The sequence below is a fragment of the Lacrimispora sp. YZC11 genome (assembly GCF_057543815.1).
In genome coordinates this window covers 456,202-476,804 of record NZ_BAAJYQ010000020.1, presented here as the reverse complement: position 1 = coordinate 476,804, position 20,603 = coordinate 456,202, and the positions used below count along the sequence as shown (strand labels likewise).

Sequence of the window (20,603 nt, the reverse complement as noted above, 5' to 3'; positions counted from 1 at the left end):
CCGCCATTTCTGCAGCTTTCACACTGTCTGCATTACTTCATCTGTAATTTGGAAGTATCTTCAAAGGTATAAACTGGAACCAGCTTTGCTTCTTCAATTCCTGTTACGTTTTTGGATACTACAAGAAGGCGTTTGTTGGAATACAGGGGATAGAAGCAAGCGGTATCCTGCAGCTTCTGCTGTATGGTTGAATAGATTTCCTTACGCTTTGCCTCATCTGTTTCCTTCCGGCCCTGTGCAAAAAGTTCATTCATCTCAGGATAGTCATAATGCATATAATTGTATGCTGCACCTGATTCAAATAAGCTTGAAAACGTATCCGGGTCTATGCCCATGATATAGCCGCCAAAGTACATATCATAGGAATTGTCAGCCTGCTTCATCTGCTGGCTGAGAGCAGTGGAATCCACGCCCGTTAAGTTCACCTTAATTCCTGCCTTCTGAAGCTGCTCCTGTATCATGATGGCAGAGGTGGACTGGAGGCTGTCAGAAGCGTTATAGGCAAGTGTTAATTCCGGATTTGTCACACCGGAAGCAACAAGAAACTCTTTGGATTTATCCAGGTTCTGTTCATATTTTTCCACATCCTCCGTAAAAAACTTGCTGTTAGGAGGCATAAAGCTCCATGGCAGGTCATAATACTGGGGATCCAGAAGGGCCGCATCTGCAATGGCTTTTTTGTCCATAGCATAGAGGATCGCTTTCCTGAGGTTTTCATCCTTTACGCGGTTGGCATTGATCATCATATATCCCACACGGCCTTCCTGATATGGATAAACCGTTAAATTGGCCGCTTCCAGATTCATCTGCGTCACCTGTGCAGGGGTTCCTATCCATGCGTTTACTTCTCCGCTCTGAATCACTGTCATGGCCGTATTTTCATTTTCAATGATCCTGAATACGAAATTGTCAACGGAAGGGGCGCCCAGGAAGTAACTCTCGTTCTTTGTGAATTTTACATAGGAACCTGGGGAGTATTCCGCCATTACGTATGGTCCGGTGCCTACAGGCTTGGTGTTAACGTCATTGTTTTCAAAATTCTCCACATTTTCATAGATATGCTTTGGCATGATGAATATCTGGGAAAACATCTCCACCGCGGCGGAGTTGACAAAAGGCATGGTAAGGGTAACGGTATAGTCGTCGATCTTTTCGATCTTAACTGCACCTTCAGGGAACACCAGCTGAGAATATGCCCAGCCTGCGTTTTTCTCGTCTGCCATGGCTTCAAAAGTAAAGACAACGTCATCGGCAGTGAATTTCTCTCCATCCGACCATTTTACATCATCCCGAAGGTGCATGGTATAGGTAAGTTTGTCATCAGAGGTGTCTATGCTCTTTGCCAGGAAATAATTAATCCCATCCGCATTGTACATATACAATGGGGAATAAATCATCTTAATGGTCATAAGGCCGAAACGGTCGCTTGTGGTGATAACATTCACATTAGCCCCCGGATCGCCTGCAATTGCATAGGTAAATGTGCTTTCCTCTCCTGCAGCCGTTGTTCCGGCTCCTTCATCTGATCCACCTGCTGAACTGGCGTTAGCAGCCGTGGTATCTTCTGCGGCCGGATCCTTTCCTCCGCAGGCGGTAAGTCCGCCCAGCACTATGACAGATGCCAGCAGGAATGCCGCACTCTTCATAAAAATTTTTTTCATACATTTCTCCTTTCAGTTTTCCGTCAATCATAACAGATGCTGTCTCCGGTTATCCCTAAGAAAAGCCAGATTCATTATAAACACATTTCCGGTGTTTTTGCAACTGTTTTAAGTTTATTTCCTACTTTTTCTATAGGCTTTATGGTGATTCAATTTGAAAAACAGCTAAAAACTTCTATACTGGAAAATCATCCCTGCTGCTTTATCCGCTGATGGAATCGATTCTTTTATCATTTGACAACTTGACGATTAAGTCGTTTTTCTCATATCCGGCCGGATAAAGGAGATCCAGCTCCACCTTGACCGCATCCTTTGTTTTTCCTACCTTAATGTTTAAAACCTTAATCTTCTCCTCATTTAAATTATGAAACAGCTCCATAATAACGATGTCGTATTGGTTTGTCGTTATTTTTAAGACGCCTCGGTATGGCTCCCTGGATAGAAAAGGAACATCATGAAGAATGACCTGGGTAAAAATGAGAAAAAGTCCTGCTCCGCACCCCATAAAGTAGTCGCCCGCGCCGATTGCCATCCCTACTCCCGCAGTTGCCCAGATGCCTGCCGCAGTGGTTAAACCGCTGACTGAATGATTCTTAACAAAAATAACCCCCGCTCCAAGAAAACCGATCCCTGATACGATCTGGGAAGCGATTCTGGAAGCATCAAAATTGGGGACATCCCGGAAACCATATTTGGAAACCACCATCATCAGAGCGGCTCCCATGGCCACGATGGCATGGGTTCGCATCCCCGCCCCCTTATAACGATTCGTTCTCTCATATCCGATCAGATACCCTAAAAACCCCGCAACAACAATTCGAAAAAACAAACCCGTCTGGTAGATAAGGTCATACCTCTCCACAAGGTTTACCAGTACTTGCCAAACCTGGCTCATGATTACTCCTCTTTTCTGATATTAATTATCCATCAATATCTTATAAAATATGCTGGCAGAGTATATCATGTTTGCAAATAGGTGTTTATAGATCTTCTGTTTGTCCTGCACGGCCCTGATCCTGTCTATCCCTGTGTCTTCCGGAGAAGAGCTGTTAACTGGCAAAAGCCAGAAAAAGACAGAAGCCTGGAGGCTTTCCATCTTTTTCTGGCCTTTGGTAAGAGGGACCAGGATTAATTTATTTTAATTCCTTGATCCAGTTGTATCTGGGATCATCCACCCGTGTTGTCCACGGATTGCCCGGAAGGTGCCGGATCATCCAGCAATAGTACATAGGAAATCCAGGCGCGGTCACCTGGGGGTGAGTCCTGCCGCCAGTAATGGCAGCACAGCTTCCATCCTTGATCTTAAAGACTTCCTCCCCAATAAAGCAGGCACCAAAGCCCTCCGGCCTCTCAAAGCGGTAATAATAAACCTCAGGCTGGGGATGCTCATGTGGCGTGTAGCTGGACCACCCTCCCTGGTGAGTGATGACTTCTCCATTTACCATATTGGAATAGGGAGCATTTTTGTAGTCAAAGATGGTGCGGACTGTCCGCTTCATCTTGTTTTCTAAAAGCCCTTCCCCAAAAATATCATTGGTGCAGTCCTCGGGCTTATAGAAAACGCTGTCAAATGCTCTGTCATTTTGGGTGCGCTGAACCAGGACCTGACTGTCCTCTTTTGCCGATACACTGACCAAAACGCCCTTTGAAACGTGAAGGCAGTAGGGTCCTTCCTCTATCAGACTGCTCCGTTTTCCCCACTCCTTCTTTTCTTCCCAGGAAAATGAGATTTCTCCGGTAAGGAGAAGGACTGCCATCTCATCCGACCGACTGGAGAAGGAACGTTCCTCCCCCGCCTTCATCTGATAAACGGCAATGTCCATTAACATATCATTTTCCCCATCTCCTGCTTTGGTGAGGAGTTTTATTCCTTTGGGATCAAATTCCGGATAACTGAATAATTCGCTCATAGCAGCTCCTTTCGCCGTTCGCGCCGATGAGCAAGCTCATCTTCGCTCTCTTGCGCTCATTATCTCATGAACCTGCGGTTCCTGAGCGGCATTCGCCGTTCGCGCCGATAAGCAAGCTCATCTTCGCTCTCTTGCGCTCATTACATCATGATTTCAGAGATCTTTACAGGTCTGTGCTCTTCTACGGACTTCTTGGCAGCAATGCCCATTAATACGGGCTTTAATCCATCTTCTACACCAAGAGGGGTATCGGTATCATTCTCAATGGCTTCGATGAAGCAGTTCACTTCCTTTGCAAAGGACTGCATATAACGCTCTAAGAAGAAGTAAAGGGGCTTTTCTCCTGTAACGCCTTCGGCAGTGCTTAATACTGCACTGGTTTCGGTATCATTGGAGGTTGCCACCATCCCCTTGGAGCCGAATACCTCTGCCCTCTGGTCATAGCCGTAAGCAGCCTTTCTGGAATTATCAATGACTGCAATGGCTCCGTTCTCCATCTTCAGGGTAATGACTGCGGTATCCACATCCCCAGCTTCCCCGATGGCCGGATCCACAAGCACTGCGGACTGAACGTAGATTTCCTCTGCATCGCAGCCTGCTAAGTAACGGACCATATCAAAATCGTGGATGGTCATATCTAAGAACATTCCTCCGGATACTGCTGCATACTCAGCGCTTGGCGGCTCCGGATCTCTTGAGGTCACTTTGATAATGTGAGGCTCCCCGATCTTTCCGGCTGCAACCGCATTCCTCACGGCCTCAAAGTTGTGGTCAAAGCGGCGGTTAAAACCTACCTGATATTTTATCTTACTGCCCTTTAAGGCTTCCATAACTTCCTTGATCTTCTCAATGTCGTGATCAATAGGTTTTTCACAAAATACGTGCTTTCCCGCCTGAATTGCCTCAACGGAAATAGGGGAATGGGTATTGGTGGATGAGCAGATCAACACGGCATCGATCTCCGGGTCTGCTAAAATCTCCCTGTAATCCTTAGTCGTATTGGGAACCCCCATGTCTTTTGCCCATTTGTCAGTTTCCTCATTCATGTATGGATCGGCAATGGTCTTGATCCTCCCATTCTTTACCAGGTTACAGATGCTGGTTGTATGTACTTTTCCGATTCTTCCTGCTCCAATAATTCCTACAGTTACCATAATTTTCTTCTCCTTTCTCTTTCTTTCCTCTTATAGACCGGTCTTCTCGGCGATGAACTTTCTTGCACGGATGGCATATTCCAGAGGATTTGCCTTTGCAGGATCCTGCTCTGCTTCCACTACCATGTAACCCTCGTAAGAAGCTTCTTCCAATACCTTAAAAATGGAATCAAAGTCCACGCATCCGTCTCCGGGAATGGTGAATGCGCCTGCCCGGACTCCTGCCAGGAAGCTCATTTTTTCCTCTCTTACCCCTTTTACGATCGACTGCCGGATATCTTTTAAATGTACATGCTTGATTCTTCCCACATACTTTTCCACCATGGCAACAGGGTCCTCACCACAGTATGCAAAATGGCCGCTGTCAAAGAGCAGGCTCACATATTCCGGGTCAGTGCCCGCCATCATGCGCTCTACCTCCACAGCGCTCTGGACAACGGTTCCCATGTGGTGATGGAAGGTCAAAGCCACCCCGTATTTTTCCTTGGAAAGTTTTCCAAGGCGGTTTAAGCCCTCACACAGCAGGTTCCATTCCCTGTCATCCATCTCATATTTTCCTTCAAACACCGGCTGGTCTATAATCCCCTGTGTGCTGTAGCTCTGCTCGGAAACACCTACGACCCTGGCTCCCATGGCTGCCAGGAACGCCACATGCTTTTCAAATCCTTCTTCTGTCTCCTCATAAGGCCTGCTGATCAGAAAGGTGGAAAACCATGCATTGCAGATTTCTACGCCGCGAAGATCCAATGCCTTTTTTAATACTTCCACATCTCTTGGATATTTGTTGCCCACCTCGGAGCCTGTAAAGCCTGCCAGCGCCATTTCGCTGACACACTGTTCAAAGGTGTTTTCCTTCCCCAGATCCGGCAAATCATCGTTGGTCCATGCGATCGGTGCAATTCCTAATTTTACTTTCTCCTTGTTTAACATTTTTGCATCCCTTCCCTGTCTTATAATATTTTTTACACCGCCTGTATTTCGGCAGTTATCCCCTTTGTTATTTTAAATTCTTCATGCTGCTATATATCTCTCTCATCTTCAATACAATCGGTCTGATTCCTCAGATTGTAGTTCAATGAATATAGGAATGAATATAAAGCGGCATCAATACTTTCTTGCCTCATTTCTACCTTCCATGACTCTTTCCCACGCTTCTCTCACGCTGTTATTCTCTGAGGTTGTGGCAATACCTACGTTCCACCAGGATTCATATCCATCCGACATGGTTTTGGGAATTACCTTTAAATCAAACAGGCAGGCCCTTTCCTGTGTTTTGGCATCTTCCAGAGCCTCTTCCAGTTCTTTGATGGTTCTGCAGGTATAAGACTTCAGGCCGTAGCCCTCCCCGATTTTGGCATAATCAACGGTCATTAAATCCCCAGAGGGCTTTTTCCCGTCCGTATAGCGGAATTCCGTGGCAAGGCTTCCGATCCCATGGTTCATTTCCAGATTATTGATGCAGCCAAAGCCGCAGTTATCAAATATCAGAATATTGACCTTCTGTCTTTCCTGCATAATGGTCATGATCTCACTGTGGAGCATCTGGAAGCTGGAGTCCCCTACAACACAGTAAACTTCAGATTCCGGTTCCGCAAATTTAACGCCCAGTGTGGCTGCCACTTCATACCCCATACAGGAGTACCCGTACTCCGCATGGTATCCGCCCCGTTTGTCAGTGGTCCACATGCGCTGCATACAGCTTGGGAGGGAGCCTCCTGCCGTAATGATGATGGCATCTTCATCAATGACCCTTCTGATTGCTGCAAGAGCGGCGGTCTGGGTGATCTTTCCATTGGTTAAGCGGACAAACTCCGGAATGGTCCTGGGATCCCGCGCTTTTATGTTGGGTTCAAAATCATCTCCAGTGTATTCAATGCTGCCTAAACGCACCATCTCTTCGTCCCATTTTCTTTTTACATCAACGATCTCGTTTTTGTATTGAGACACATACTGTCTTTCCTTAAGCTTCTCCGCCAGGGCCGAAACGGTCACCTTTGCATCCCCCACGGCCTTGACCGCATCCATCTTGTATGCATGAAATCTGCTGTTATTGATGGTAATAAATCGGACATCTTCCTTTTGATACAGCCACTTTGAGCTTGTAGTAAAATCGCTCAGCCTGGTTCCGATAGCAATCACCACATCTGCATCCTTTGCGATCACATTGGAGGCATATGTTCCGGTAACTCCGATTCCGCCAAGGCAATAGGGATGGCTTGATTTACAGGCGCTCTTCCCTCCCTGAGTCTCTCCAAAGGGTATTTTAAATTCCTCGCAGAATTTTTCTACGGTTTCTCCCGCGTCAGAGTAACGGACTCCCCCGCCTACAATTACAAGTGGCTTCTTAGCTTCTGCAAGGATGTCTGCGATCTCATCCAGTTCTTCTTCTACTGCAAGAGGCCTGGTGATCCGGTGTACCCGTTTCTTAAAGAAGTAATCCGGAAAATCATAGGATTCACCTTCTACATCCTGACAGAGGGCAATGCAGCACGCTCCGGTTTCCGCCGGGTCCGTCAGCACGCGCATGGCATTGATCATAGCGCTCATGATCATTTCCGGTCTGGTGATCCTGTCCCAGTATTTGCACACCGGTTTAAAAGCATCATTGGTTGTGGTCGCAAGGCTGCTGCTTTGTTCCAGCTGCTGCAATACCGGATCAGGCTGTCTGGAGGCAAAGGTATCCGCCGGAAATACCAGAAGCGGAATGTTGTTTACCGTTGCGGTTGCACAGGCTGTTACCATATTAGCCGCACCCGGTCCCACGGATGAGGCACATGGAATGATTTTCTTCCGGTTATTCTGCTTTGAGAATGCAATGGCCGCATGGCACATCCCCTGCTCATTTCTTCCCTGAAGCACCTTAAGCTGTCCGGGGTCCGTATCCAGAGCCTCTCCTAAGCCAACCGCGATTCCATGACCGAAAATAGTAAAAACACCTTCAACGAACTTTGTTTCCACTCCATCGACAGAAACATACTGGTTATCCAGAAACTTCACAAGTGCCTGTGCTGTTGTCATTCTTATTGTTTTTGACATGTTCCGCTCTCCTTTACATTTTTATACACGGGCGATCATCTCACCAAACTTTTCCTTTTCTTCTTTTATAAATGCATGTACTTCCTCCGGCGTAGGCAGAGAATCCGAACAGTTATTGCTCTTTACCATCATAGAGGCCTCTGCCGAACCAAACTCCAGGCAGTCTATGATATCCCAGCCCTCATACAGACCATACAGGAACCCTGAACCGTATCCGTCGCCCCCGCCGAAACCTTTTCTGGCCTCCACCGGGAACGGTTTGATAGAAAATGACTGTCCGTCATGAGTATATGCGGTAGACCCTTTCATTCCGTGCTTGATGACCACGATCCTGGCACGATAGCTCTGCCACAGTGCCGCACTATCTTCGTCTGTCATGCCTGGCTTGATCAGTTTTTCCGTTAAGTCGAATTCTTCTCTTGAGCCCATAATAATGTCTGCTTCTTTGGCAACTGCGGAGTAATATATGGATATTTCGTCCGCATTTTTCCAGTTATAGGCTCTGTAATCGATATCAAAGATAATTCTGACATCGTTTCTCTTCGCCAGCATGACCGCCTTAAGGGCAGCTTCTCTTGACGGGCTTTGTGCAAGCGCCGTACCTGATATCAAAATGGCTTTTGCCTTTTTGATATACGCTTCGTCTATGTCTTCTACATCCAGCTGCAAGTCAGCAATGCAGTTCCGGTACATCAGGATATTGCTGTCACTGGAAGAAAGCATTTCTGTAAAGGTCAGGCCCAGCTTTTCTCCATTTTTGCATCTTGTAATATGAGAAGTATCGATTCCCTGTTCATTGAAATAATCCACTACAAATTCACCGAACTGGTCATCTGATACTTTCCCGATGAATCCCGCCCTCATGCCATGTCTGGTCACACCTACGGCGATGTTAGCCGGAGAACCGCCCACAAACTTTTCAAACATGTGCACCTTCTTTAAGGGCTTGAATTCTTCTTTCACATACTCATTGTAAGCCGGATTAAAATCAATTGCCACCCTTCCAAGAAGAATTATGTCCATCTCTCTGGTTTCATCAAATTTTATATATTCCATCGTTACCTCTCTCCCATCCCGTTCTGCGTGCCATTGTCCTTATTTTCTCCCGGTGAGTTCAGCCATATCATGGCGTGAAAAAACACACTGCAAGGTTTTAATCCGCCTTGCAGGGCGTTTTTATCTATCATTGGCCGGTAACTTTTAGATTGTTCCATCCCAGGTATTCACGTTTGTGGATTCTCCGGTTTCTTCGTCGAACCATCTGGTAGTTACAACTTTATTTTCTGTGAAGAACCGGTATCCATCCTTGCCTAAGCAGTGCAGATCTCCGATAAATGACAGTTTATTGCCGTTGAAAGGAAACATGCCAACCGGAACCGGAATTCCTACGTTAATACCGATCATACCGCCGTCCGAGTGTCTTGCGAACTCTCTGGCATAGTGACCGTTCTGAGTAAAGATAACAGAACCGTTTGCATATGGATTGGCATTCATGATCTCTAATCCCTCTTCAAAGGTCTTCACTCTCTTAATGCACAGCACCGGTCCGAAGATTTCTTTTTCCCCTACGCTCATGTCAGGAGTCACATGGTCAAAGATCGTCGGCCCTAAATAAAAGCCGTTTTCATAACCTTCCACTACAATGTCGCGTCCATCCAGTACAAGCTCTGCGCCTTCTTCTAGACCTGTCTCAATCCACTTTACGATGGACTCTTTATGAGCCTTATTTACCACCGGTCCCAGTTTTGTACTCTTATCATAGGCCGGTCCCACTTTAAGTGTTTTAGCCTGAGCGATGATCTCCGCAACAAGGGCATCGGCAATCCCCTCCTGTACAACCACAACAGGCAGAGCCATACACCGTTCTCCTGCGCATCCGAAAGAAGAATTGATGATACCCGCCGCTACACGCTTAACCGGAGCATCATTTAAAACCAGAGCATGATTCTTGGCTTCACAGAGAGCCTGAACTCTCTTGCCCGTGGCCGCAGCCGTGGAATAAATATGCATACCCACAGAAGTAGAACCCACGAAGCTGATCCCTTTGATATCAGGATGAGTGAGAAGAATTTCTGCTTCTTTTCTGGAGCAGGTGACAATATTAATGACGCCATCCGGCAGTCCTGCTTCTTTATACAGTTCTGCTATACGCATACAGGACCGAGGGGTAAAGGATGCTGCTTTAAGCACTATGGTATTGCCGCAGGCAATACACATGGGAGCCATCCAGCCCATAGGGATCATTGCAGGGAAATTAAAAGGCACGATACCGGCAAATACTCCTAAAGGCATACGGTACAGCACCGTATCAAATCCGGTGGAAGCGTCCATCAGGCTCTCTCCCATCATCAGTGAAGGGGCACTTATGGCCTGTTCGGTTCCTTCTTTGGCTTTCAGTACATCGCCCTGAGCCTCTTCCCAGCTTTTACCGTTTTCCTTTGCCACCAGCATGGTCAGTTCATCCATATGCTCGATGAGCAGATCCCTGAGCTTATAAAGTACCTGAACTCTTTTTATTACAGGGGTAGATGACCAGGACGGAAATGCCGCTTTTGCAGCCTCCACGGCTTCTTCCACTTCTGCCGGAGTACAGCATGGTACTTTGGCTATTACTTCGCCGGTGCTGGGATCATATGAATCAGAATACTTTTCCGTCATCGATTCCTTCCATTGACCATTTACAAGATACTTTAGTTTTTTTACTTCTCCCATTTTTATATCCATTCCTTTCTCTTCGCTCAAAACTGGTTGTATTAAAACGTTGTTTTAAGCGGTTTTAGTTTATAATTTTTGCATGTAAACTTTTAATGATCTTATTGATTTACGTAAGCGGCTCCGCACATTGAAAGATCCTGATATGCTGCTTTACATTCTCATACACTCCCCGGACCATCGCTTCATTCAGCCCGAAATAATCATGTTTTCCTTCAGATTCCAGATACTTTGCAGCTTCTTTCGTAAGGCTGTCAAAACTGGCCGTTGCAATGTTGATCTTCCGGATTCCAAGGCCTATGGCTTTCCGGAAGTCTTCTGGGGTAATTCCTGTCCCGCCGTGAAGAACCAGAGGCACATTGGTCTTCTGGTCAATGGCTCCCAGAACATCAAAGGCCAGCCTTGGAGCCACCGGATAATTGCCATGGGCATTACCGATTGCTACTGCAAGTGCATCCACTCCGGTCCTTTCGCAAAAGGTTCTGGCATCGTCAGGATTGGTGCAGCGGATTCCCTCATCCGTACTCCCATCCTCGCTGCCGCCCACCAGGCCAAGCTCTGCTTCCACGGTCGCCCCATATTCCCTGGCGAGATTCACTGCCTCTAAGGTCTTTGCCATGTTCTCTTCAAAGGGAAGGTTGGAACCATCCATCATCACGGAGGTGAACCCATAATCCAAAGCCTGTCTTAACACTTGAATGGTCTTGCCGTGATCCAGATGAACTGCGATATCGACCTTTGCATTCTTTGCCGCCTCCACCATCATGGGCCCCATCAGAGTCAGCGGGGAATGGGGAAGACGCACTTCCGCGATCTGTAAGATAATGGAGGTATTCATATCTTCAGCTGCCTTTACAGCTCCCTTCACCATCTCAAGATTTCCCACACTGAAGGCTCCAACCGCCCTGTTTCTTTCTGAGGCCTGATTCAGCAATTCCTTCATTTTTACTAATCCCATACTTCTTCTCCTTTATCCGGGCTTCCATCCCACTGACTGTGGAAAAGCTCCGTCACATCATCCCTAATCATCTCTTTTCCGGTATTGGAGGAGGAAATCACTTTTCCTGACCCCACCACCATTTCATCAGTGACAATAAGAGTTTTTCTCTCCCTTCCCTTTTATGGTCATGTTTTGATTTTATTTATGTAATGTTATGGTCATATTTTAGCACTTATTTAGGTGTCAGTCAAGACAATCTCTATTATTTTTTAAATTTTGGTTAAGTGTTGGTTACTTCTTGATATTTTTTTGTACATCTGCTATAATCTTACTATAACAGTATGCCAGAGAGGCAGCTGAGCAAGGAGTACACCTATGAGAATTTCCCGAATTGACCAACTGGAGCAATATATACTGGAGCACAGAACGGCTTCCATTGATGCCCTGTGTGAAGAATTTGAAATTTCAAAAAATACCCTTCGCCGGGACTTAGAGATCCTTGTTGCCCGCGGCACCGTGGAAAAAGTCTACGGCGGCGTCATCGCATGCGAAAATGCGTCCCCTATCCCTAATCTGGTCACCTTCCATGAGCGTGCCGGAAGAAATGCCCAAAGTAAGCAGAGGATCGCCGCACTGGCCGCTTCCTTTGTACGGGAGAGGGATATCATATTTATTGACAGCGGGACCACCACCATGGGCATTGTGGATCACCTGACCCATTTAGGTACGGTCACTGTCATTACCAACAGCCTCCAGGTCATCAATAAATCCATGAATTATCCCAACATCAATTTAATCGTCCTGCCCGGATCCCTAAAAAGGGATACCGCTTCATTAGTGGGCAGCTCCTGCGTGGAATACTTGGAGGATTATAACATTGTCCGGGCATTTATGGCCTGCACCGCAATTTCCCTTCAGGCCGGGGTTTGCAACGCCTCCACAGAGGAATACATCATTAAGAAAACGGCGTTAAAAAAGAGCCAGAAGCATTATCTTCTGGCTGATTCCTCAAAGTTTGGGCGTACCTCTCTTATGACCTTCGGTGAGATCGGGCAGTTTGATTGTATATTGACGGAACAGATGCCTGATGATGATTTCAGTTCTTACTGCAAAGATCAGGACTGTGCCATCCGAATCGCTCCCGAATCGTAGATTAAAGCTTTATCTATTCGGTGTGGAGAGAATCTTCCAACTCTTATGTTAAAATGATAACCGGCGGAAAATAAAAGAAAGACACAGGTGTCTGCTGCTGTTATTTGGCATTACCTGTGTCTATTACAAGTGATCTAAACTTTATAATCTTCCAACTCCTGTATTGCGTGGTATATCATTTCTTTCGTGACCGGATAAGGTGTATGGGTCAGTTCCTGATTTGCCAGGGTTGCCTCCAATACATCCTCAAGCGAATCGCTGCGGTCCAGCTCCAGATCCGCCAGACAGACCGGAAGACCGATGGAACGATTCAGTTCATAAGCCTTCTGAAACTTATCCCAGTTCTGATCGAGAATCAGATTTACCAGAGTGCCATAGGATACAACCTCACCATGCAGATGATTCTTTTCGATACTTTTACGCTTTGTCAGTCCATAAAACAACGCATGTGCGACCCCGCCGTTATAATCCGGATGAACCGATACCGAAGTGACACCAGGAGCTACTACGACATTTAAAATCGTATTTACCAATGCCTCGCTTACCTTTCCTGCCTTCGCATCCTCCAGTGCCTGCTTTCCTTCCCGAACCATCGGAAAAAAGCACATATTACCGGCTGTGATGCCAAACTCGCTGCCAAAGTCCAGATGTTCACCTGCCTTGGCGGACCACTCAGATTCCACATTTTTCGCCATCGCATCACCAATTCCTGCCCAGAGATATTTTGCCGGAGCCGCCAATATGATACGCGGATCAATAAAACAATGAGACGGTACGGATTTCAGTTTTACGATCTCGCGGAAGGAACCATCCTTATGATACATAATGCTGATTTTTGTTACCGGAGCACAGTTTGATGCGATGGATGGAACCGTAAACACAGCCTTTCCCATTCTATCCCCAATTACCTTACCCGTATCAATGCATTTTCCCCCTCCAACGGCAAGAATCATATGGATATCCTGACTGCCGAGTATTGCAAGGATTCGTTCCACATTTTCAAAGGTTGTGTCCTTGCCGTAAAGCACTTCTGCCGTTACGGTAAGTCCTGCTGCCTGCAATGCAGGCAAAACATAAGATTTCGATGCATTCCATGCCTTTTCACCATAAACCACTGCCACTCTGGTTCCGTATTTTCTCATCTCATCACCAAATGCTGAAAACGCATCCTCACCAACCGTAAACTGCGGCAAATAAATCGATGTTCGTATATTCATGATTGCTGTCCATTCCTTTCCAACCTTTTAATCTAGTTAAATTCCGCCATGGCCGAATCTGTATCCCCCGGTGAAATCACCTCATGCAGTCCCCTGTCTTTTGCAGAAATATATCTACAGCCTTCCATTCGTTCTTTTATAATCTTTCCAGTTATCATATGAAAGCCTTCTTACCGAACCAGATATCCGCCGTCTACTGGAATGACCGCACCATTTAAATAATCGGAGGCTGCTGATGCCAGAAAAACGCATGGTCCCTTCATATCTTCCGGAGTCCCCCATATATGTGCCGGGATACGGTCCGTAATCTCGTTGTATCTTGGATTATCCGGTTCTGTCAGTGACGCGTTCATTTCCGTATCCATGTAACCAGGTGCCAGTGCATTGACATTGATACCCGCAGCTGCCCACTCATTGCACAGAGCTTTTGTAAGCTGTGACACGCCTCCCTTGGATGCCGCATAGGCCGGCACGGTATAGCCGCCAAAAAAGGATAACATAGAAGCGATGTTGATAATTTTTCCTTTGCTCTGCTGTTTTAAGAACTGCTGCCCGGCAAGCTTGCAGAGCTTGAACACGGCATTCAAATTGATATTGATTACAAAATTCCAATCCTCAATGGGAAATTCTTCTGACTTATGACGCTTCTGCACGCCTGCTCCATTGACCAGAATATCCAGATGTCCTCCCATGCCGGTTATTGCAGCATGGAAGCCGTTCTCAAGGTCCTCATCATCTCCCAGATCTGCAATCACGCCGTGGCAAATGTAACCTCTGTCACAAAACTCTTTCGCTGCCTCCAGAGTCTTTGGGCTGATATCAATGATGCAGACTTCTGCTCCTGCTTCCAAAAGGCCTTCCGCCATGCCATGACACAATCCCTGTGCCGCACCTGTTACGATTGCCTTTTTCCCGGTTAAATTTGTGAAATTTTTAATTTCCATCCCTTTGCTCTCCTTTTTATATATAAAATCAATCTTATTTCCTTCTTTATCAGGCGCCGGTTTAAAAGGTACTGACCTACGGCACCAATTCTACAAGAAAATAGATAATCAGATATCCAAGAAAAAATGGCAATTTCATTTTTCTCCAATGCCTTTACTTGTTTTTCTCTTCTCTTGTTAGTCGTCTGACAAGTATTTTCTATTTTATACCCCGGCTCATCATGCCGGGGTTAAAATACAATGAACTATGATTCAGTTCCTGAGTCCAGCGCATCTTTCATGGAAGTCTGCAAATGCTCTTCCATCAGCAGTCCTGCCTTTTTCCCATCCCGATTCTTAAGCGCTTCCAGAATCATCGTATGATAATAGATGCCGTTTTTATATCCAACCAGTTCATTCAGCTGACGATGGTACTCTCTCGTGTTTGTAAGTACTTCACACAAGCCGTGCTTAAGCAGCAGATTACCAGAGGCTTCTGAAATCTCCTGATGAAACATCATATCGCTGCGCACAAACCCATCCGAATCTCCCACACTTCGTTTCATCTCATCCAGATAAGCTTCCAGCCGCTTTAACCCCTCCGGAGCGATATGCTCCGCTGCCAACTGGGCCGTCCCCTTCTCTACGATAATTCGATACTGAAGAGACTGAACAATATCTTCCATGCTGTAGTAATGATCTTTTCTGCCGGTTTTCCGAAAGACGGACATATCATTTGAAATAAGATAAGTTCCCTTTCCATGATGGCTCTCCATCAGCCCCAATGCAATGAACTGCTGAATCGCCGTACGGATACTTGCCCGAGATACGGAAAGCTCCTCAGTAAGAACATGCTCCGACGGAATCATCTCACCGGCTCTCCAGATGCCGTTTTCAATGTTGGATTTCATATATTCAATAATCTGAGCTGTTACATTCGATTTTTGAATTTTCATAAGCATTTATCTCCTTGAAAGGCATTATAACAGCTTGTCAGACAAATTACAAGTAGCATTTTTTCTTACTCTTGCATTCATAAACCAGTCGGCAGGAATATATATCGTTAAATTGATTCCAGTATTTTCTTAAGTGACTCATAGGCCATGGTGAAGGCCTCTTCTCCGCTCAACTTTTTCTTTTCAGCTGCATTCTGCTCCAAAGCGCTGAATCCTGCAAAATCGCTTAAATGAGGTTCCAGGGATAAAAATCCCTTGTATCCTCCGGCTTTCAGCATCTTTAAGATTTCTTCCACATGTCCGTCTCCCATGCCTGCAGGAACCACGCTGGCATCGGACCACAGGGCATCCTTTACATGGATATAGGCGATGTAGGGTTTTAACATCTCATAAGCTTCCAGAGTGTCCTGCTTGCACTGGACGAAATTGGCAAAGTCAAAGACTGCCTTAAAATGCTCCCCATAGAATTCCTTCATAATTTCCAGACAGCGGTCTGCCACATCTCCGTATATATCCTTTTCATTCTCATGAAGAAGCACCACCTGGCTGGTCTTTGCGTAATCTACGAACTGTCCAAGCTGTTCCATGACCTTTCCCCGATAAGGAGCAAAGCTTTCATTCTCAGGCATGAAGAAGCTGAACATACGGATGTATGGAACTTCCATCATATGGGCGATTTCCACCGTATGCTTGTAAAGCTCCATATGAGGTGCAAAATCATCGGTGATTTTTATTTTTCCAATAGGAGAGCCCACAGAGGATAAACGGATTCCCGCCTCATCAAGCTGCTTTTTGATTTCCTTTCCTTCATTTATGGAATACTCGACCAGGCCCTTGCCGTTAACCCCCCGCATCTCCACATGATGAATATCCAGCTTCTTTAATACTTCAATCTGCTTTCCTAAGTCCATATCGATTTCATCTGCAAAACCAGATAATAGAATTCCATCCCACATAATCGTTTCTCCTTTTTTCATTTCCTATTTGTTGGCCATGCTCTTTGGGCATAAAGGGATACCCGAAGGGTGTTTCCTAATAGCTTCCTTCTGTGTTAAACACCACTTCGGTCCCTTCTTTTTTCCTGGATTCCTTACGACGCTTATTAAGCTCCTCCAGGAATAAATCTTCATCAAAGGGAATCTCCACCTCCCGCTTTAACCAGCTGGATAAATGCATGGCATTTGATAAGGTCAGCCCGCCTATTCCTTCCACGCCTTCCGCAATTAAGGGAGTGCCATGAAGAATCTTCCCGGCAAACGCCTTTAACACTCCCACATGCTGTTCATTCTCCCCGTCTGTCGTAGCTTCTGTCACCGTGCATTCCGGGGTATCAAACCCGCCCTTTGCCGTTTTGCAGAAGGTGCGCTCGTTTTCCGCCAGCTTATGAATCATAAGCTTATCGTTTTCGCATACCAGCTTGCCCATTTCCAAAGTAATCTCAAACCGGTTGGTTCCCGGCGCATCTGCGGTTGTGGTGACAAAGACTCCCGTAGCCCCGTTTGGATATTCCATATAAGCCGTTACATCATCTTCTACTTCAATGTCATGCCATTTCCCGTTGTGGCAGAATGCCTGTACCTTACTTGGCATTCCGCAGATCCACTGGAGTAAGTCCATGTTATGAGGGCACTGGTTTAACAGCACGCCGCCGCCTTCTCCATCCCAGGTGGCTCTCCAGTTTCCTGAGTCATAATAGGACTGAGTGCGGTACCAGTCCGTTACGATCCAGTTGACCCGCTTGATGGCTCCCAGTTCCCCGCCAGTTACAAGCTCATGCATTTTCCGGTAAATGCAGTTGGTCCTCTGGTTGAACATCATGCCAAAGACCCTGTCACTCTTTTTAGCAGCCTCATTCATTTCCTGAACCTGCTTGGTGTAAACTCCCGCAGGCTTTTCACACATTACATGCAGCCCATGATTCAAGGCATCAATGGTCAGTTCGGGGTGCTGGTAATGTGGCACTGCAATTAAGACCCCATCGCATACTCCTGCTGTAATCAGATCCTTTCCCTCTTCAAAAATGACAACCGACTCCGGCAAATGCTCCTTTGCCCAGGTTCTTCTGCCTTCCTGGCGGTCCGCCACCGCAGTCACTTCCATCTCCGGAACTTTTCCGTCCAGAATATTCTTTAAATGACCGCTTCCCATGTTTCCAATTCCGATAATACCAAGTCTTACCTTATCCATGTCCTATCTCCTCTCATTTCTTGCGGAATCATAAATATCCATCATGGTGTAAAATGTATTCTGAACCGAGGCCAGGTCATTGAAATAATCCTTCCCGGTTTCCAAACAATCATAAAAATCCCTGATACAGGCTTCGTGTCCGCTGCCCCAATAAGTCTTTCCCATAAGAGAAGACTTTTTTGCCTGCCATACCACAGGCTCCTCCTGTCCCTCCGTCTGATACCAGACAGAGTTTCCTTCCAGACGGACGAATCCGTTTTCACAGGCTAGCTCTAAGAAAACCGGCGCATCCATGGTGTAAGCGGTGGTGGCATAAAAGCTGGCACTTACCGGCTCTGCTCCTTCTGTAAAAGCCATATAGGCTTCCAGGGTGTCCTCTACCTCAACAATTCCTTTCAGATGGTGATTGCTCATGGAGCCTTCCGTCCTTACAGGTTTTCCAAGCCAGGAAAGAAGCAGATCAAGAGCGTGGATGGACTGGTTGATTAAAGCCCCTCCGCCCTCTGTTTCAAGTTTTCCTCTCCAGCCGCTTTCTGTATAATAGGAAGAATCCCTATGCCAGGTCACAAATGCCCTTCCGCCTTTTATCCTGCCAAGGGTTCCCTGGGCCAAGATCTCATTAACCCTTTTTGTGGTTTCATTATACCGGTTCTGGAAACAGATGCCTAACCTTCCCCTGCTCTGGCCGGAAACAAATAAAAGCTCTTCAAACTGCTCTCTGCTTATGGCCGGCGGCTTTTCCATAAATACATGAAGTCCTTTCTTTAAGGCCGCTGCCGCCATAGGCACATGGCAGTAGTGGGGCGTGCAGATATGGATTACGTCAAGCTCTTCCTTTTCAAGCATATCCTCCATGGATTCATATGCCTTTGCCTTTCCGGCCGTAAAGCGGGCCGAATATTCCTCTGCCCGTTCCAGGCGGATATCTGCCAGAGCGCAGATCCGGACCTGTTTTATTTCATTCAGTACCATAGCGTGAACTCCCCCGATGTTTCCGCAGCCGATTATCCCAACCCGAACCATGATTACCTCCTCTTTTCTTTTTCCTCATTCTGTGATAGATTTATTATATACTGTTTTTAACGCAATTTGTTTGCGTAGATTGACTATAAGTATGCATAAATTGTCTATTTAAGGAGGAAGCCATGAAAAAGGAAAGCCCTTACCATTACAGCCAATTTACCGAGCCCTTCAGCTGCGATTTTACTACCAGCCAAATTGCCGGAAATGTAGATTTTCACATGCATAACAGCCATGAAATCTATCTGCTCATGGACGGCCACATCCAGTATTTTGTGGAGGATGCCTGCTACGATATGACCCCGGGAAGCTTGATCCTGTTTTCCAACCGGGAGATCCATAAGGCCATCAACACCACAAGCGAAGCCTTTACCCGCCTGGTCATTCACGTAAATCCTGCCTTTATCCGCCCTTACTGCACCCCTGACACCAACTTATTAGAGTGTTTCCACCGTGAACCTGCCATAGGCAATCTGGTCCTGCTCTCTAAAGAGGAATACAGGCGTCTGGTTTCCATGGCTCAGGACCTTCATGAGGCAATAAAAAATCGCTGCTCTTACGGCAGCGATCTAACGGCAATGACAACATTGATCCAGATTCTTATTATTATTAACAGGGCCTGGCAAAAGACAAGCCCCGGAGGGACAGCCCCAAAGCCCCACCGGGCTCAGGCGATCATGAGTTACATTGACAAAAACTTAACAACACCCATGACCCTGGATTCCATTTCCCAGGCACTTTCCCTTGATAAATATTATATCAGCCACTTATTTAAATCCGAGACAGAAAGCAGTATTTTCCAGTATATCGTGGTAAAACGGGTGGCTCTGGCAAAGGAACTGCTTACTCAGGGACATACGGTTTTAGAAGCCTGCCATTTATCCGGCTTTCATGATTATTCCAACTTTATCCGTACCTTCCGCCAGACTACCGGCTATACACCCGGACAGTTTAAGCGCCTGAGCCGGTAATTTTACCGCTGCTTATAGGCCGGATCTGCCGGGTATCCGCCCCGCAGTTTCTGCATTCCGCGCTGAATGGCGTCCTTAGACTGCTTCCAATCCGCATCCCGGTTTAAGTAATCAAATTTCTCGATGAACCAGTCGACATCGCCGGATATCCGCTCCATATTTAGTTCCATGACTTTAAAAATGGCAGGATAAAACTCCTTCCGCTCCCTGTCATTTAAATATTTATCCGCTCCGCTGCACAGATCAGCAAAGTGGTGAAGACAAAATCCCTTGCTTTTATTAAGCTTTTCCTGAAAAACGGGATCCTTTTTGTATAGGTGGAAAAAGGTTGCCACATACCGCTCATAGGTTTCAGAAAACCGGTCGCATATATAGCAGGTCTTTTCCTTCCCTTCGATCCAGTCGCTGATGGAATTGCAATTTCCCGCCTTTCCCGTAAGGCGTTCCTTTAAGGAGGTTTTTCCAGGAGCAAACTCCTTAAATTCCTCCTTCATTTCCTTTATCAGTTTCTTATAATAGGTCTTTAATATCCAGCCATTTCCCAGGGCATTTCCGTAATCAAACATCTTCTTTTGATGGATCCGGCAAAAGCCTGACCGGTCTGTAGCTTCTCTTGTATCGCTTTCCATATAAGAAGCACAGGAGCCTAATACAAAATCCATAAGCTCCTGTTCCGCTTTTCTCTCAAGACAGCAGAACGGGCATTCATCGTCTGCATCCATGGCATCATTTAACGGTATCTCGTATAGTTTTTCCTTCATCTT

General features: G+C 46.3%; 20 protein-coding genes. 2 read left to right on the top strand and 18 right to left on the bottom strand.

Annotation, left to right across the window (positions count from 1 at the left end):
• Nucleotides 1–32: 32 nt before the first annotated feature.
• The 10 genes from AC27IJ_RS23710 to AC27IJ_RS23665 form a co-directional block, all read right to left on the bottom strand.
• Nucleotides 33–1,661, bottom strand: a complete 1,629-nt coding sequence (locus tag AC27IJ_RS23710; RefSeq protein ID WP_487151033.1) for an ABC transporter substrate-binding protein — start codon at nucleotides 1,659–1,661, stop codon at nucleotides 33–35.
• Nucleotides 1,662–1,863: 202 nt separating this feature from the next.
• On the bottom strand, nucleotides 1,864–2,556 hold the full coding sequence (locus AC27IJ_RS23705) for an MgtC/SapB family protein (protein ID WP_487151031.1): 693 nt from the start codon (nucleotides 2,554–2,556) through the stop codon (nucleotides 1,864–1,866).
• A gap of 238 nt (nucleotides 2,557–2,794) precedes the next feature.
• Nucleotides 2,795–3,571 (bottom strand): 5-deoxy-glucuronate isomerase, encoded by a 777-nt coding sequence (locus AC27IJ_RS23700; RefSeq protein ID WP_312441160.1) that lies wholly within the window; start codon nucleotides 3,569–3,571, stop codon nucleotides 2,795–2,797.
• A gap of 140 nt (nucleotides 3,572–3,711) precedes the next feature.
• A complete protein-coding gene (gene iolG / locus AC27IJ_RS23695) occupies nucleotides 3,712–4,725 on the bottom strand; it encodes an inositol 2-dehydrogenase (RefSeq protein ID WP_312441159.1) in 1,014 nt (337 codons plus the stop codon).
• 30 nt (nucleotides 4,726–4,755) lie between these two features.
• The gene (gene iolE, locus AC27IJ_RS23690) at nucleotides 4,756–5,655 is read right to left on the bottom strand and encodes a myo-inosose-2 dehydratase (protein ID WP_312441158.1); all 900 of its coding nucleotides are present in this window, start codon (nucleotides 5,653–5,655) and stop codon (nucleotides 4,756–4,758) included.
• Nucleotides 5,656–5,829: 174 nt separating this feature from the next.
• Nucleotides 5,830–7,761 (bottom strand): 3D-(3,5/4)-trihydroxycyclohexane-1,2-dione acylhydrolase (decyclizing), encoded by a 1,932-nt coding sequence (gene iolD, locus AC27IJ_RS23685; RefSeq protein WP_312441157.1) that lies wholly within the window; start codon nucleotides 7,759–7,761, stop codon nucleotides 5,830–5,832.
• A gap of 21 nt (nucleotides 7,762–7,782) precedes the next feature.
• Nucleotides 7,783–8,817, bottom strand: a complete 1,035-nt coding sequence (iolC, locus tag AC27IJ_RS23680; RefSeq protein ID WP_312441156.1) for a 5-dehydro-2-deoxygluconokinase — start codon at nucleotides 8,815–8,817, stop codon at nucleotides 7,783–7,785.
• A gap of 144 nt (nucleotides 8,818–8,961) precedes the next feature.
• Entirely contained in the window at nucleotides 8,962–10,485 is a 1,524-nt protein-coding gene (locus AC27IJ_RS23675) for a CoA-acylating methylmalonate-semialdehyde dehydrogenase (protein WP_487151028.1), read from the bottom strand.
• A 97-nt stretch (nucleotides 10,486–10,582) separates the two neighbouring features.
• Nucleotides 10,583–11,431 carry a class II fructose-bisphosphate aldolase gene (locus AC27IJ_RS23670; protein ID WP_487151026.1) on the bottom strand — a complete coding sequence of 283 codons (849 nt, stop codon included), beginning with the start codon at nucleotides 11,429–11,431 and terminating at the stop codon, nucleotides 10,583–10,585.
• On the bottom strand, nucleotides 11,422–11,547 hold the full coding sequence (locus tag AC27IJ_RS23665; protein ID WP_312502654.1) for a hypothetical protein: 126 nt from the start codon (nucleotides 11,545–11,547) through the stop codon (nucleotides 11,422–11,424). Before AC27IJ_RS23665 ends, AC27IJ_RS23670 begins: the two co-directional genes overlap by 10 nt.
• A gap of 241 nt (nucleotides 11,548–11,788) precedes the next feature.
• On the opposite strand from AC27IJ_RS23665, the gene AC27IJ_RS23660 reads away from it, so the two are divergent.
• Nucleotides 11,789–12,565 carry a DeoR/GlpR family DNA-binding transcription regulator gene (locus tag AC27IJ_RS23660; protein WP_312441154.1) on the top strand — a complete coding sequence of 259 codons (777 nt, stop codon included), beginning with the start codon at nucleotides 11,789–11,791 and terminating at the stop codon, nucleotides 12,563–12,565.
• Between the two features lie 134 nt (nucleotides 12,566–12,699).
• Here AC27IJ_RS23660 and AC27IJ_RS23655 read toward each other — a convergent pair whose 3' ends face one another.
• From AC27IJ_RS23655 to AC27IJ_RS23625, 7 genes are all read right to left on the bottom strand, one after another.
• Nucleotides 12,700–13,782 (bottom strand): iron-containing alcohol dehydrogenase family protein, encoded by a 1,083-nt coding sequence (locus AC27IJ_RS23655; protein ID WP_487151023.1) that lies wholly within the window; start codon nucleotides 13,780–13,782, stop codon nucleotides 12,700–12,702.
• Nucleotides 13,783–13,814: 32 nt separating this feature from the next.
• The gene (locus tag AC27IJ_RS23650) at nucleotides 13,815–13,940 is read right to left on the bottom strand and encodes a hypothetical protein (protein WP_312441152.1); all 126 of its coding nucleotides are present in this window, start codon (nucleotides 13,938–13,940) and stop codon (nucleotides 13,815–13,817) included.
• Between the two features lie 12 nt (nucleotides 13,941–13,952).
• On the bottom strand, nucleotides 13,953–14,726 hold the full coding sequence (locus AC27IJ_RS23645; protein ID WP_312441151.1) for an SDR family oxidoreductase: 774 nt from the start codon (nucleotides 14,724–14,726) through the stop codon (nucleotides 13,953–13,955).
• 245 nt (nucleotides 14,727–14,971) lie between these two features.
• Nucleotides 14,972–15,661, bottom strand: a complete 690-nt coding sequence (locus tag AC27IJ_RS23640; protein ID WP_312502656.1) for a FadR/GntR family transcriptional regulator — start codon at nucleotides 15,659–15,661, stop codon at nucleotides 14,972–14,974.
• Between the two features lie 107 nt (nucleotides 15,662–15,768).
• Nucleotides 15,769–16,617, bottom strand: coding sequence for a sugar phosphate isomerase/epimerase family protein (locus AC27IJ_RS23635; RefSeq protein WP_312441149.1), 849 nt, complete (start codon nucleotides 16,615–16,617; stop codon nucleotides 15,769–15,771).
• Between the two features lie 76 nt (nucleotides 16,618–16,693).
• Nucleotides 16,694–17,848, bottom strand: a complete 1,155-nt coding sequence (locus AC27IJ_RS23630) for a Gfo/Idh/MocA family protein (RefSeq protein WP_487151020.1) — start codon at nucleotides 17,846–17,848, stop codon at nucleotides 16,694–16,696.
• 3 nt (nucleotides 17,849–17,851) lie between these two features.
• Nucleotides 17,852–18,871, bottom strand: coding sequence for a Gfo/Idh/MocA family protein (locus AC27IJ_RS23625; protein WP_312441147.1), 1,020 nt, complete (start codon nucleotides 18,869–18,871; stop codon nucleotides 17,852–17,854).
• 122 nt (nucleotides 18,872–18,993) lie between these two features.
• Here AC27IJ_RS23625 and AC27IJ_RS23620 point away from each other — a divergent pair, with 122 nt between their 5' ends.
• Nucleotides 18,994–19,839, top strand: a complete 846-nt coding sequence (locus AC27IJ_RS23620; RefSeq protein WP_312441145.1) for a helix-turn-helix domain-containing protein — start codon at nucleotides 18,994–18,996, stop codon at nucleotides 19,837–19,839.
• A 2-nt stretch (nucleotides 19,840–19,841) separates the two neighbouring features.
• On the opposite strand, the gene AC27IJ_RS23615 is transcribed toward AC27IJ_RS23620, so the two are convergent.
• Complete coding sequence (locus tag AC27IJ_RS23615; RefSeq protein ID WP_487151017.1) at nucleotides 19,842–20,600, bottom strand: DUF6062 family protein; 759 nt, start codon at nucleotides 20,598–20,600, stop codon at nucleotides 19,842–19,844.
• Nucleotides 20,601–20,603: the final 3 nt, after the last annotated feature.